The sequence below is a fragment of the Nostoc cf. commune SO-36 genome (genome assembly GCF_023734775.1).
GTDB classification, from domain to species: domain Bacteria; phylum Cyanobacteriota; class Cyanobacteriia; order Cyanobacteriales; family Nostocaceae; genus Nostoc; species Nostoc commune_A.
This window is the reverse complement of sequence record NZ_AP025732.1, coordinates 737,452-749,996: the sequence shown is the minus strand read 5'-3', so window position 1 is coordinate 749,996 and position 12,545 is coordinate 737,452. Positions and strand designations below refer to the sequence as shown.

8 protein-coding genes are annotated in these 12,545 nt (G+C 41.4%); 4 read left to right on the top strand and 4 right to left on the bottom strand.

Features of this window, described 5'->3' with window-relative positions; translation table 11 throughout:
* Positions 1–339: 339 nt before the first annotated feature.
* On the bottom strand, positions 340–1,827 hold the full coding sequence (locus ANSO36C_RS03325; RefSeq protein ID WP_251958373.1) for a galactose oxidase-like domain-containing protein: 1,488 nt from the start codon (positions 1,825–1,827) through the stop codon (positions 340–342).
* 554 nt (positions 1,828–2,381) lie between these two features.
* The gene (locus tag ANSO36C_RS03320; protein ID WP_251958372.1) at positions 2,382–3,755 is read right to left on the bottom strand and encodes a DUF2252 domain-containing protein; all 1,374 of its coding nucleotides are present in this window, start codon (positions 3,753–3,755) and stop codon (positions 2,382–2,384) included.
* Positions 3,756–3,892: 137 nt separating this feature from the next.
* Between ANSO36C_RS03320 and ANSO36C_RS03315 the strand changes: the two genes are divergently transcribed.
* Positions 3,893–4,606, top strand: a complete 714-nt coding sequence (locus ANSO36C_RS03315; RefSeq protein ID WP_251958371.1) for a TIGR04283 family arsenosugar biosynthesis glycosyltransferase — start codon at positions 3,893–3,895, stop codon at positions 4,604–4,606.
* Here ANSO36C_RS03315 and ANSO36C_RS03310 read toward each other — a convergent pair.
* Complete coding sequence (locus ANSO36C_RS03310) at positions 4,593–5,009, bottom strand: hypothetical protein (protein ID WP_251958370.1); 417 nt, start codon at positions 5,007–5,009, stop codon at positions 4,593–4,595. The genes ANSO36C_RS03315 and ANSO36C_RS03310 overlap by 14 nt on opposite strands.
* A gap of 39 nt (positions 5,010–5,048) precedes the next feature.
* On the opposite strand from ANSO36C_RS03310, the gene ANSO36C_RS03305 reads away from it, so the two are divergent.
* From ANSO36C_RS03305 to ANSO36C_RS03295, 3 genes are all read left to right on the top strand, one after another.
* Complete coding sequence (locus tag ANSO36C_RS03305) at positions 5,049–5,807, top strand: TVP38/TMEM64 family protein (protein ID WP_251958369.1); 759 nt, start codon at positions 5,049–5,051, stop codon at positions 5,805–5,807.
* Positions 5,776–6,549: a TVP38/TMEM64 family protein gene (locus ANSO36C_RS03300; RefSeq protein ID WP_251958368.1), complete on the top strand. Its 774-nt coding sequence runs from the start codon at positions 5,776–5,778 to the stop codon at positions 6,547–6,549. Before ANSO36C_RS03305 ends, ANSO36C_RS03300 begins: the two co-directional genes overlap by 32 nt.
* Before the next feature lie 222 nt (positions 6,550–6,771).
* A complete protein-coding gene (locus ANSO36C_RS03295; protein WP_251958367.1) occupies positions 6,772–8,322 on the top strand; it encodes a mercuric reductase in 1,551 nt (516 codons plus the stop codon).
* Positions 8,323–8,598: 276 nt separating this feature from the next.
* Here ANSO36C_RS03295 and ANSO36C_RS03290 read toward each other — a convergent pair whose 3' ends face one another.
* Positions 8,599–12,042 (bottom strand): PA14 domain-containing protein, encoded by a 3,444-nt coding sequence (locus ANSO36C_RS03290; RefSeq protein WP_251958366.1) that lies wholly within the window; start codon positions 12,040–12,042, stop codon positions 8,599–8,601.
* Positions 12,043–12,545: the final 503 nt, after the last annotated feature.

Sequence of the window (12,545 nt, the reverse complement as noted above, 5' to 3'; positions counted from 1 at the left end):
CTCTTAGAATTGATGACTTTTATTAAATAGCAGTGTGAACATAACCAGGTAAAGCTAAGAGGATGTTTGAAAAGTTTTTAGTGATGGATCACCTTTTAAATCCCCCTAAATTCACGCCAGTTGCTCATGGGGGAAACCCCCAGACGCTCGCAGGCTCGCTAACGCTTTTAGCGTCTCCCCTTGGGAGAAGACCGCACTGGTTCCCCGATAAATTAGGGGACTTTAATCCGGTTTCCTTTTTTTAAGGGGAGGCAGCGAGGTTTTAGGGTCTCCCTAAGTGTGGGTTAGGGGGGATCAATAAGTGCCTAAAATTACAACTAACTACTTTTCAAACAACCTCTAAGATACGCGCCTCCAGGTTGCTACTGACGGCGTTCCATTATTGTCAGTAATAAAAATCATGTACCAACCTGGCGGTGCGATGTTTCGATTGTCTGTTATCGTGACATTGAGAGAAGTGGCATCCCTAAAATTAATTGGTACATCCACTAACCTTTGTTCAGCATCGCAGGAATGGGTAGTTGCCATTGGTTTAATCAGACTAACCCATTTAATATTCGCAGCCTGGGGTGTCTGAATTGTAAATTGTAGCCCGTAGCTCAATGTTATTTGAGGAACGCTCTGAATAATTGGTCGTGGGCGAGACATATACGCAGGACTGTAAATTTCTAATCGCAGTTCATTGACCGTTCGTTTAGGATTGCCTCCAGCTGTGACTACCCTACCATCTGGTAAGAGCAAGGCCACCGAGTGATATACACGGGGGACATTTTGTTTAGCTACCACTGTCCAAGTATTTGTAGCTGGATTGTAGATTTCTGCTGGCAGCATTGATTGTGTTGTGTCCTCATTTATTTTGCTACCATTGCAAACAAAGACTGTGCGATCGGGCAACAAAACTGCGCTGTGATGCTTCCGGGCATAGTTTAAAGGCTTTGCTGCTACGTAAGTTGGGTTAATAGCTTTTAAATCTACAATATTCACCCTGTTTATTGCAGTACCACCGCCCCCACCGATAATCATGACCTTTTGATCTTGTGCAGGTGGTAAAAGAACACTGGCAGCTTGATCGCCGCCGAAACCTGGGTTTTGCAGCCCTGGCACTACTTTCTCTGTAATGGATTGTGTAAATGCCCCTGGCAGGGTTAATATCCTTGGTGTCACTCCAGTGCCACCCATCTGAGCACCTGAATAAAAGATGTCTCCATTACTTAGTAAAAACAAATGTAAATATGCAGGTAAGGCACTAGTTATTGGAAAAGCATTCCAACCATTTGGAAAGTTAACAGAATAAATTTCTGGTTGTCTATTGAGCTTGCCATCTTTATCCGGCCCAGACACTGCTAATATTCGACCGCTGCCTAGTGTTAACACAGTAGGATACCAGCGGCCATTATTCATTGATGGTATCTTGACCCATTTTTCAGTATCGGGATCAAACAGGAGAGCAGAGGGAGAACCATAAAATGGGTCATAGCGCAAAGTTCCACCTGCAACCAGCAACATACCATTAGGGCGGAAGGAGTGACCAGCGCAAAAAATGTCAATAGGTTGATTATTACTATCCAATGGAGGTGCTTGACGGGTAAAGGTTCCATTGTTTACATCCCAGACCACACTGTCATAGGGAGTATTTAACCGATTGGGATCATTACCTGAGCCACAAAAAAAGAATACCTTACCAGTACGGAGTAGGGCAGCATGTATGGGTAGGATTGGGGCACTGTACGGCAAGACTTGCCATTTGTCTGTAGTAGTAGCTTGAGCTACAACAGTTCCTAAATCCGTTTCCTGGAGAAGATCAGTCTTGTTATTAGATTGAGTCATTTAATTAAAAAATATCCCTACGTAAATGTTTACTTTTTATTCTTTCTTTCAGCCATTTATTCCTCAGATTTATATGTATACTTTTTTAGGTCTGCTTAGTGTTAAGATGCGATGTTGTTATATAACCAAATAATCTAAGTCCAGTTTTTCAATAGTAATTACACGGCTATTTTTTATATAATTAAGTAACCACTTTAACTACGTATTTGGTTTTTGAGATCAGACTAATTTAGGACTTACGCACTGTACAAATTAATCATGGTATGAATTCACGAAAATAGGTCGTTTCCGGCTTTGATTAATTATTATTTGATGGTACATAAACCCGCGCTATGGAGGGCACAGCACTGCTGTGCCCCTACGACATATCTGGTTTTTCAAAAATGCATATTTTGTATTTTGTGTCAATGTGTAAGTCCTATAATTGATGTTAGTGTATCTGAAAAGAATCCCTGACTACAAAATCAATGTTTTAGTAAAGTTTCACAAAGTTTCACTAGGAATATTCAAATTTTGTAAATTGTTAAATGTTTTCTGAATACTAAATCAATATTCTAGTATAATTGCCTTCCTTGCTTATAAGCATTTACAAAACTCGTGTAGTCATACTCCAATTGAGTTGCATAGTTTACTGCAAAGTTAACAATTTCGTCTTTAAATACAGCTTTTTTACTGCTCACAATATCAGTCACTTCTTTGTCAACGCTGATGGGAATAATTGCAGCATCGTAATCTTTATCAGAGATTGCATGGTTTTTGGCAACGATCTTTCCTGCATACCCCGTCGCATCCATGAATTTTGACTTAGTGGTTAGCAAGGTATAGTCAAAGTCAACTTGGTAGGGTGATTTTTCATGCAGCATAAAGGCTATGCTGCTGACTGTAGTGTAGCCAAGCAATGGATCAGTATTAGAGAGCATTGCTTTGGTGGCAATTGTCACTCTCGCTCCTTCTTGGTTTCCGTAGACTGAAGTAGGCAGCAGACCTGGAAGTGCGATCGCAACTGCACTACTACCTTCTTGCTTCATCTCCAAAATGCGATCGTCGTCGGTTGCTGAACTTGGCCCTTCAATCAGTAAATAATATCGATACTTACCAAGACTACCAGTGCCTGAGCCTAATTTTAGCCGAATGTCTTTAAGAGCGTAGTAACTACTGTTGTAGCGCTTACTACTAGGAATTGAGGCGATGTAGCTGCTCATAGCCCCAGCAATGTCGGAATAGGTGTTGTTAGATACAGGCTGAAATTTCGAGGTCGTCTGAAATATTCGATTGTTACTGTTATTTAACTGCGTGTACTTGGTTAGCAATTTAGAACGGCTTTCATGCGAGGCTTTTTGAATCAAATCTTTGACCACACCGTTTGTATTGCTAGATTCCAAATGGTATGAAAGTTCGTCGTTGGTTCCTTTAAAATCACTCATCTTGTTCAGATAAGCATCCAAAAAATTACGGACAATATCTTGAGCGTCACTTGAGCTAAGACCATTCTCTTTAGCTGCTAACAAAATAGAGACTGCCATCCGTCGCAAGTCCCAAACGTAGGGGCCAAGATAGCTTTCATCAAAATCGGTGGTGTCAAAAACGTTGTTGTCGTTGCTATCTCTCATCCCTCCAAGATTTTGCAGATGCATATCTCCCTCTAACCAGATGGCTGAGGTTGAAGAATTCACGAATCCTGAACTTGGTAAGGTCTGCATATCACGATAAAAAATGTGAGATGTTCCCCGATAAAAGGCAAAAGGGCTAGCCTTCATTTTTTGCATTTTCGTTGCCAGTTCTTGAGGCAATTGAGCAGCAAAGGGATGATTGTATTGGTAAATTTCATTCTCGACCCAAGTTGAACGGAGAGTTGCAGATTGAACTGGAGATATAAACCCCAAAATTAAAATTAAGACAAATATAATTGCAGATATAGATATAGACATGAATTTGAGCATAACAGTCTCTTAAGGATAAAAAAATTGAGCCACAAAATTTATAACCGTTGATTGGTTAGCTTTACACAGTTTACAAGCTCTGCCAGTATTTTAATTATTGATGCATCTTAATGGTTTAAGAAATTATGAATCAAAATATTAAAAGTAGCAGAATTTCTATTATTATTCCAGCTATTAATGAAGCGGTAAATATCAAAGAAGCAATCGCAACTACCCAACCCAGTACAAATATAGAAGTGATGGTAGTGGATAGTGGCTCAAATGATGGCACAGTAGAAATTGCTAAGTCATTAGGTGTCAAAGTTATCTCATCATTTCCCCCTGGTCGTGCTGTGCAAATGAACGCGGGTGTTTTAGCGGCTAGCGGTGATATTTTGTTATTTCTCCATGCGGATACCCGTTTACCAACTGGGTTTGATGAGATGATTCGCACAGCACTACAACAACCTGGGGCTGTAGCTGGTGCTTTTAAGTTGCAAATTGATGCGTCACTTTTAAGTTTACGATGGGTAGAGTGGGGAGTAAATGTGCGATCGCACATTTATCAAATGCCTTATGGCGACCAAGGAATTTTTTTAACAAAAGAAGTATTTCAGCAAATAGGCAACTTTCCCGAATTGCCTATTATGGAAGATTTTGAACTCATGCGTCGTTTAAAACGCGTCGGACGCATTGTAATTATTCCCACACCAGTTGTCACCTCAGCTCGTAGATGGTTACAAAAGGGAGTATTCAAAACTACGCTACTTAATCAAATAGTAATTATTGCTTATTTAATCGGCGTTTCACCTGAGCGAGTTCGTCGTTGGTATCGTCGAGAAAAATTTAACAGGCTTTAAGCTGTTTCTCATGTAGGTAGTATATCTTAGGGGCATTGAATTTGAGGGTTGACATACTCACCGACCTAAAGGCGCTCTTAAGAAGGAGTAATGAGTAATAAGTAATGAGTAAATACCCATTTTTCATCCACTCATTACTCATTACTTTAAAGCATTGCGTGAAGCACACGGCTTCAGACCCAAGTTTTTGGTAAGTTTTAAAGTTGAGCTTCAAAAGGTCAAAGTTGAGCCTCAGAAGGTCAAAGTTGAGCCTCAGAAGGTCAAAGTCGAGCCTCAGAAGGTCAACGTTGAGCCTCAGAAGGTCAACGTCGAGCCTCAGAAGGTCAACGTCGAGCCTCAGAAGGTCAACGTCGAGTCTCAGAAGGTCAAAGTTGAGCCTCAAAAGGTCAAAGTTGAGCCTCAAAAGGTCAAAGTCGAGCTTCAGAAGGTCAAATTTATAAAAATGAAGAAGCGTTTATTAAATTCCAAACTCAAACTACTACTCCTAAGTTGCCTTGCTGTCACTTTCATAATTGCTGCTAAACAGTTAAACTTTCAAGGACTTTTACAAACCTCAGTCATTTGGGTTAAAAGTCTAGGTGTCTTAGGGCCTATTGCCTACATAGTCATTTACAACTTAGCAACATTACTGTTTATACCGGGTTCCGTCTTAACGCTCAAAGGTGGTTGTCTGTTTGGAGTATTTTGGGGATCAATATACGTACTAATTTCTGCAACAATCGGAGCAACCTTGGCTTTTATCATTGGACGCTACCTGTCGCGGGATTGGGTTTCCCGACAAATGGAAAAACATCCTAAATTTAAAGCGATTGATTTAGCCGTTGCCAAAGAGGGATGGAAAATTGTCTTATTGACTCGTCTCTCTCCCGTGTTTCCCTTCAATTTATTAAATTATGCTTTTGGAGTAACACAGGTTTCTCTCAAAGACTATATATTAGGTTCCTTCGGCATTATTCCTGGTACTGTGATGTACGCTTATATTGGTTCTTTAGCTGGTAATCTTGCCATGATTAACACGTCTTCTCAACCAATTACTCCAGAAACTCAAGTCTGGCAATGGATAATGCAAATAGTTGGGTTAATTGCTACCGTTGCTGTGACTGTATATATCACAAAAGTTGCTCAGAAAGCATTATCTCAAAGTGTGGCAATAGAAGAAATAACAACCTATGACAAAATTAACAATCATTCAGATATTTAAAAGTATTGATGCCAGAAACTTGCAGAAGTTTTTTAACCTAAGTGTATTAACATTACTGATATTGGCGAGTGTTTTCTCATTAAACACAGACCCAGCTTTGGCACAAGAATCTCCCAATCTAAATTCTTTCAATCCCCAAGCAATTTTACGAAACGCCTTGCAGTGGATTGATAGCCTTGGTACAGTGGGAGCGATCGCATTTATTGCCCTTTATATTATCGCTACTGTTGCTTTTTTCCCAGGTTCTATTCTCACCTTGGGAGCTGGTGTAATTTTTGGTGCAGTTTGGGGTTCTCTCTACGTGTTTATCGGTGCAACCTTTGGCGCTACTGCTGCTTTTCTTGTAGGACGTTATTTCGCAAGAAACTGGGTTGCTGAGAAAATTGCAGATAACAAAAAATTTGCGGCGATTGACCAAGCTGTAGGTAAAGAAGGATTAAAAATTGTCCTGTTAACGCGACTATCACCCATCTTTCCTTTCAATTTGCTCAACTATGCCTTTGGCATCACAGGAGTTTCACTTCAAGATTACTTCATCGGCTCCTTGGGTATGATTCCCGGAACCATTCTGTACGTTTATATTGGTTCCCTTGCAGGTAATCTGGCGATGATTGGCACTGAGGCTCAACCTAGCAACCCAACTTTACAATGGGCAATTCGCATCTTGGGTTTGATTGCGACTGTCGCCGTTACAGTTTATGTAACCCGGATTGCACGCAAAGCTTTAGAAGAAGAATTGTAAGATACCACAGCTGTGTTACCTTACTGTGGTCTATTCAACTGCAAGTTGCTGTAAATTATTGATTGCTGAAACCTTTATACAGGAAAGCTTCAATAGTATCTGTCAATTCCCAAACGGACAAAACAATTCAAAGACTGTATTCCTTATTAGACAAGCATAAAAAATACAAGACTGAGCCGCCTAAATTAATCGGGATTCTTAATTTTAAAAGAGGTTTTACCAATGACCAATTCAGATTTAGAAAGAGTTACAGTTCGCCCAATAGATGAGTATAACCAAAAGTTGGTGTCTTACGTCCATCCGCCCAATTGGGTTAATCCTCAACCCGCCGACGTTTACGATTTGGTAGTAATTGGTGCTGGTACGGCGGGATTAGTGGTGGCTGCGGGTGCGGCGGGTCTAGATTTGGGTTTAAAGGTGGCGTTAATTGAAAAGCATCTCATGGGTGGGGATTGCTTAAATGTTGGTTGCGTACCATCTAAAACTATTATTCGGTCTGCCCGCGTTGTTGGCGAAATCTGGGATGCTCAAAACTTGGGAGTTAATATTCCCCAACGCAATATTGATGTTGATTTTCCCAAAGTCATGGCCAGAATGCGGCGGATAAGGGCTGATATCAGCCCTAATGACTCGGCGGAACGGTTTCAAAAGTTGGGTGTAGATGTCTTTTTGGGTAGTGGTCGATTTGCGAGTAAAAATACGGTGCAAGTTGGCGATAAAACCCTCCGATTTAAAAAAGCTGTAATTGCGACTGGTGCAAGAGCTGCACAACTGCCGATTCCAGGAATTGAAAAGGCGGGTTATCTAACTAATGAGACAGTTTTTTCGCTGATTCAACGACCGGAACGTATGGCGGTGATTGGTGGCGGCCCCATTGGTTGCGAATTGGCGCAAGCTTTCCGGCGGTTGGGTTGTGAGGTGGTACTTTTCCATAGCGGTTCTCACATCCTTAATAAAGAAGATGCTGAGGGCGCTGAAATTCTCCAAAAGGTTTTGATTAAAGAAGGAATTCGCCTGGTATTAAATTCTAAGTTGGAAGAAGTGGTAACTGTCACCGAGGGGAAACGGCTTTACTTTTCCTCCAATGGTCATCGAGATTCTGTGACAGTCGATGAAATTTTAGTCGGTGCGGGGCGATCGCCAAATGTGGAAGGTTTAAATTTAGAATCAGTTGGGGTGGAATACGACAAACACCAAGGTGTGAAGGTAAATGATTACCTCCAAACGACCAATCCCAAAATTTATGCAGCTGGTGATATCTGCATGAACTGGAAGTTTACCCATGCTGCTGATGCAGCAGCGCGGATTGTAATTAAAAATACGCTATTTTCTCCCTTTGGCATAGGACGCTCGAAACTCAGTAATCTAGTGATGCCTTGGGTAACTTATACTGACCCAGAAATTGCCCACGTTGGGATGTATGAAGACGAGGCGCAGAAATTGGGTATTGAAGTGACGACAATTAAGATACCTTTTAATAGTGTAGACCGAGCGATCGCAGATAGTGAAGAGTCAGGATTTCTCAAAATCCACCATAAAAAAGGGTCTGATGAAATTATCGGTGCAACTATTGTCGCCAGTCATGCAGGTGAGATGATATCAGAAGTGACTACGGCAATGGTGAATAAAATAGGCTTGAGTAAGTTAAGCAGTGTAATTCATCCTTATCCCACTCAAGCCGAAGCGATTAAAAAAGCTGCTGATGCTTATCGCCGAACTCTACTGACATCAAATACCAAAAAATTGTTGGGATTTTTGACAAAGTTATCTTGACCAAAATCATCCTATTTCCAAAGAGCTTTTAACCCAATACGCTTGGGTTAGCGCCAAAAACCTTGAAATGTGTAGGTTGGGGAGCCACTGCGTTGGGCGGCTATGCCGACTTGTAGCACGTGGCGTTTGAGGAACGAAACCCAACATTTTCCGGGCTTTGTTGGGTTGCGCTTTGCTTAACTAAACCGTATTGGCTTTTAACCAGCTTTATTGGCAAAATTGGGTGAAATTATAACAGTTATCTGAGTATTAATTCAGATAACTGTTACGTCTTATTTAAACAGGTTCCCAGCTATCAATCTTACCTGCTAGCAAGTCCACGTAGTACAGCTTGCCATCTTTTCCAGCTGTAATATTCACAGGCACTCCTACATCAGAAGCAAACCGCTTGGTTGAAACAACTTTGCCCTCACTGTCCAATGTTAAAGCATCGATAGTTCCTTGACTGGTATTACCGATAAACAAAGCATTCTCATAAACACCGCCACTGTAAAAATCACCGACAATGATCGCATTAGAACCGCTTGAATGATTGTAGGTGTAAATAGGTGCTGTAACGGGTATACCATTATTGTATAAGTCTTGCACCGCTTCGATGGTGGCATAGCTTCGCTGTTTTATGCTGGTGAGATTGCCATTTGCATCAATCCCACCTTCATAACCTGGCCAGCCAAAGTTTTTGCCTCGCCCAGTATTGACCTCTTCCCATGACCCCCAGCCGACATCACCGATGAAGGGAATATTGGTTTTTTCATCCACAGTGAAGCGGAAGGGGTTACGCAGTCCATAGTTATAAACTTTAGAACGATTGCTATCGGGATCGTTGTTATAGAAAGGATTACTTGATAAACCTTTACCAGTAATCGCATCAATGTGCAGAAGCTTGCCGGACAGATTATCAAGATCCTGGACGCGAATTCCTCGGGGGTCTGCCCGGTTGTATGAAGTACCATCACCGAAGCTAACAAAAATATTCCCCTCAGTATCAAAGCGTACACTACCAGCAGAGTGACTTGCACTATCATTGGCAATAAAATCCCGGAGGTTTTGAACTTTGTCGAGATTGTCAAGATATTCCTGCGTGTTGTTAAACCGCTTGCCAGTGTCTTCGTTGATAATACCTGATGGTGCAGCGTTCAATGCATCGTTAGCGTCGACAGTTGTACTATCAGTATCTGGGCGACTGATATTGTCCCAATTGCTGTTTGTACCTACTAGTATAACTTCAGTGCCAGCCTTAACAGTTTTGTAACCAGTAGCGGAGTCGGCTGTCACCCGAATTAACCTTGCAGTACGGTTCCCTCTTTGATCGGGATTGTCTAACGTACTATTGGGATTATTTTTAGGATTGTTTGGATTGGTTTCTGGGGGATCGTAAGTAAACAACAGGTAAACGTAGTTCCTACCGTTTGGCTCCTTGCCAAAATCTGGATGTACGGCAATGCTTAACAAACCGCGATCGGCTACATTATTTACCTGTGCAGAAATATCGATAAATGGCGTTGATAGTAAAGTATTGGTGCTGTTATCGAACACCCGCACTACTCCATCTTTCTGGGCAATAAACATCAGCTTGCTGTCAGGTGACGAGCTAAAATCTGTAGGTTGAGTTAATCCAGAAACCACAGTCTTTCTCTCAAAGTTGCCAGAGTCATTATCGATGATAGTGATAGCCGTCTGGTTGGTAGTTAGTACTACCCCAACTGGGTTACTAAATCTCAAAGTAAATGTTTCATTCGATTCTGTAATGGTGTCATCTTTAATCGAAATAGAAATCGTCCTACTGGTTTGTCCTGCTGCAAAACTCAAGGTTCCAGATACAGTTTGGTAGTCAGATCCAGCTTTAGCAGTCCCGTCCACAGTTGTATAGTTTACACTAGCAGCCGCCAAAGCATTACCCCGTGTAACTGTTACCGTAGCAGTACCGTCATTCTCATTAACTACTGGCTGAGTGAAATTGATATCTTGACTATCATTATCTTTAATCGTAAATCCAAGAGTTCTTTGAGGCCCTAGTGCTGCCCCATCTGGCTGATCGATAGCGAAACCAAAGGTTTCATCTAGTTCTGCGAAGGAATCGTCATTAATCGCAATGGTGAGTTTTTTGCTGCTTTCTCCCGGCGCAAAGGTAAGTGTACCATCAATTTCCACGCCTTCTTGTCCGTAGTCAACCCCTGCTGTAGCAGTACCAGCTATGGTTGCATACTTGATTGAAGAAGTGCCGCTTAAATCACCACTTCTGAGCAAAGTTATGGTCGCACTACCATCGGATTCGTTCAGAGTCGTGGTAGATTCTCCTAAGGTAATAGTAGGCTGAAGAGCTGGTGAATAAAGTTGTGATTGAGGAATGATTTCCTTTGCCTGAGTGGCGCTTGACCAAGCGAGTTGAGAAGCGGCTCTTCCGTTATTATCGTAGTACTCAAGTTTAATATTGTACTTCTGACCTGCAACCAGTGCGATTGAGCCACTGTTTTCGCTGAGAGCTTGATTGACAAACTTATCGATAACTAGTTGATCGTTGACCCACAGTCGCACACCATCATCACTATTGGTGTAGAACTTATAAGTTTCGCTGTACTCGGCTTGTACCTGACCTGTCCAACGCACTGAGAAGGTATCTACAGCGATTAACGGATCTGGAGAACCAAGATCCCAGTTAAAGTTCACCGTTGCATCTGTGCGAATTTTCTTCAGGTTGGTGAAGTCTATGTTGTCGTAGTATTCTCCTTTGAGTCCGTTGCCGTTACCTATAACAGGTGTGCTGATACTATAAAGTTGCGACTGAGGAATGATTTCCTTTGCCTGAGTGGAGCTTGACCAAGCGAGTTGAGAAGCGGCTCTTCCGTTATTATCGTAGTACTCGAGTTTAATATTGTACTTCTGACCTGCAACCAGTGCGATCGCGCCACTGTATTCTGTAAGAGCTTGATCGACAAACTTATCGATGACTAGTTTATCGTTGACCCACAGTCGCACACCATCATCACTAGTCGTGTAGAAGTTGTAAGTCTCGCTGTACTCGGCTTGTACCTGACCTGTCCAACGCGCTGAGAAGGTATCTACAGCGATTAACGGATCTGGAGAACCAAGACCCCAGCTAAAATTCACCGTTGCATCTGTGCGGGTTTTCTTCAGGTTGGTGAAATCTTTGTTGTCGTAGTACTCTGCTTTGAGTCCGTTGCCGTTACCTATAACAGGTGTGTTGACATTACTATAAAGTTGTGACTGAGGAATGATTTCCTTTGCCTGAGTGGAGCTTGACCAAGACAGTTGAGAAGTGGCTCTTCCGTTATTATCGTAGTACTCGAGTTTAATATTGTACTTCTGACCTGCAACCAGTGCGATCGCGCCACTGTATTCTGTAAGAGCTTGATCGACAAACTTATCGATGACTAGTTTATCGTTGACCCACAAGCGCACACCATCATCACTATTGGTGTAGAAGTTGTAAGTCTCGCTGTACTTGGCTTCTACCTGACCTGTCCAACGCGCTGAGAAGGTATCTACGCCGATTAACGGATCTGGAGAACCAAGACCCCAGCTAAAATTCACCGTTGCATCTGTGCGGGTTTTCTTCAGGTTGGTGAAATCTTTGTTGTCGTAGTACTCTGCTTTCAGCCCATCTCCAGCCCCAGTGAGCCGTACCGGGTCTGCTAGAGGAGATACAGCAGCAGCAGTTATTGCATTATTTGGGGATGTTGACAACTCTTGATTATCCATTGAGATATATGCCTCACAATAGTGCTAAAACTAATGCCATAATTAATGATTTAGGATTAGTTTTATGTTGATTTTTGAGCCGAAAATGCGTAAAAGTTATAACGCTAATATATTAACAAGCAAAGTATTATTTGCCTATTGATACATTAATTTGTTTTAATACTATATCAGTTAATAACTGATACTAATTATTTATTAATATGTGTGTTTCTTGACTCATCTGCTCTACTAGGTTGCTGTCTATCTGTATCAAAATTAAAATAAAAGTCTATGGTAAAGTTACATACTTCCGTATATTTTTTTGAAGCAAATATATAGGAAAATTTGTATTTAATTAAATACCATAGATTAATCTAAGGGCATATAGCGCTTGTTAACCTTTGCTTTGTTTCTAAAAATTCATCAATTTTTGATTAAATTAACTAATGTTTTGATGAAATTAGCTAATGTAAATTTAATTAAAAATCACCTCTATTGATAGCTTCTAATCTCACTAGATATGG

Coding starts and splice junctions, on each gene's coding strand:
- ANSO36C_RS03325 (WP_251958373.1), bottom strand. CDS start 1,827: ATGACTCAATCTAATAACAAGACTGATCTTCTCCAGGAAACGGATTTA.
- ANSO36C_RS03320 (WP_251958372.1), bottom strand. CDS start 3,755: ATGTCTATATCTATATCTGCAATTATATTTGTCTTAATTTTAATTTTG.
- ANSO36C_RS03315 (WP_251958371.1), top strand. CDS start 3,893: ATGAATCAAAATATTAAAAGTAGCAGAATTTCTATTATTATTCCAGCT.
- ANSO36C_RS03305 (WP_251958369.1), top strand. CDS start 5,049: ATGAAGAAGCGTTTATTAAATTCCAAACTCAAACTACTACTCCTAAGT.
- ANSO36C_RS03300 (WP_251958368.1), top strand. CDS start 5,776: ATGACAAAATTAACAATCATTCAGATATTTAAAAGTATTGATGCCAGA.
- ANSO36C_RS03295 (WP_251958367.1), top strand. CDS start 6,772: ATGACCAATTCAGATTTAGAAAGAGTTACAGTTCGCCCAATAGATGAG.
- ANSO36C_RS03290 (WP_251958366.1), bottom strand. CDS start 12,042: ATGGATAATCAAGAGTTGTCAACATCCCCAAATAATGCAATAACTGCT.